At 52.1% G+C, this 1538-nt stretch carries 2 protein-coding genes; both read left to right on the top strand.

Annotation, left to right across the window (positions count from 1 at the left end):
* The first annotated feature begins 124 nt into the window (after positions 1–124).
* A complete protein-coding gene (gene mlaE / locus ACTHUE_RS18580) occupies positions 125–901 on the top strand; it encodes a lipid asymmetry maintenance ABC transporter permease subunit MlaE (protein ID WP_049359439.1) in 777 nt (258 codons plus the stop codon).
* A gap of 49 nt (positions 902–950) precedes the next feature.
* On the top strand, positions 951–1445 hold the full coding sequence (gene mlaD / locus ACTHUE_RS18575) for an outer membrane lipid asymmetry maintenance protein MlaD (protein WP_003681819.1): 495 nt from the start codon (positions 951–953) through the stop codon (positions 1443–1445).
* Positions 1446–1538 lie beyond the last annotated feature (93 nt).

Here is a 1538-nt window from a genome sequence, read left to right as displayed (position 1 = left end):
GCCCCGTAGCATACCGCTATCCGGCGCAAACGACTTTAAAACAAGACTTGCTGGGCTGATGTTCAGACGGCCTGAAACTTAAACAAGGCCGTCTGAAAACCATTTAACCAATCAACTGAAACCTATGAATTTTATCCGTTCCGTCGGGGCAAAAACCCTCGGCTTCATCCAATCGCTGGGCAGCATTACGCTGTTTTTCCTGCAGATCCTGGCCAAATCAGGCACGGCGTTTGCCCGTCCGCGCCTGAGCATCCGCCAGATTTACTTTGCAGGCGTGTTGTCCGTCCTGATTGTCGCCGTGTCCGGCCTGTTTGTCGGCATGGTATTGGGCTTGCAAGGCTATACGCAGCTGGCAAAATTCAAATCCGCCGATATTTTAGGCTATATGGTTGCCGCTTCCCTGTTGCGCGAATTGGGTCCCGTATTGGCGGCCATTCTGTTTGCCAGCAGCGCAGGCGGCGCCATGACCAGCGAAATCGGCTTGATGAAAACCACCGAGCAGCTTGAAGCAATGAACGTGATGGCGGTCGACCCCGTGGCACGCGTGGTTGCGCCGCGCTTTTGGGCGGGCGTGTTTTCCATGCCTTTGCTGGCTTCGATTTTCAACGTTGCCGGCATTTACGGCGCGTATTTGGTCGGCGTCGAATGGCTGGGTTTGGACGGCGGTATTTTCTGGTCGCAAATGCAAAACAACATTACCTTCCATTACGACGTACTCAACGGCTTAATCAAATCCGCCGCTTTCGGCGTAGCCGTTACGTTAATCGCCGTACATCAGGGCTTCCACTGCGTACCGACTTCCGAAGGTATTTTGCGTGCCAGTACACGCACAGTAGTGTCTTCCGCCCTGACCATCCTCGCTGTCGACTTCATGTTGACCGCATGGATGTTTACCGACTAAAGGCCGTCTGAAACGACACTTAAAAAGAATGAAACAAGGACAATAGCACATGAAAAAAAATGCTTTGGAATTTTGGGTAGGACTGTTTGTCTTACTAGGCGCGGCTGCTATCGGCTTTCTTGCCTTCCGCGCCGCCGGCGGACAATCGTTCGGCAAATCATCACAAACCTACACCGTCTATGCCGATTTCAGCGACATCGGCGGCTTGAAAACCAACGCTCCGGTAAAATCCGCAGGCGTACTGGTGGGCCGTGTTGCCTCCATTCAGCTCGACCCTAAATCCTATCAGGCAAAAGTCGCCCTCAATCTGGACAGCCAATATCAGTTCAGCAGCGACGTTTCCGCACAAATCCTGACTTCAGGCCTATTGGGCGAACAATACATCGGCCTGCAACAAGGCGGCGATACCGATTCTTTGGCGGCAGGCGACACCATTACCGTCACCAGCTCCGCCATGGTTTTGGAAAACCTTATCGGCAAATTCATGACCAGCTTTGCCGAGAAAAACGCAGACAGTGAATCTGCCGGTCAAAACGAACAATAAACACATATCAACCCAATATTCAGGACACTCCCATGAAAAAAACATCCTTCATCAGCGCATTGAGCATCGGCGTATTGAGCATCAGCATGGCAT

This window comes from Neisseria sp. P0021.S005 (assembly GCF_051956955.1).
This window is presented reverse-complemented; position numbering and strand designations above follow the sequence as displayed.

Coding starts and splice junctions, on each gene's coding strand:
- mlaE (WP_049359439.1), top strand. CDS start 125: ATGAATTTTATCCGTTCCGTCGGGGCAAAAACCCTCGGCTTCATCCAA.
- mlaD (WP_003681819.1), top strand. CDS start 951: ATGAAAAAAAATGCTTTGGAATTTTGGGTAGGACTGTTTGTCTTACTA.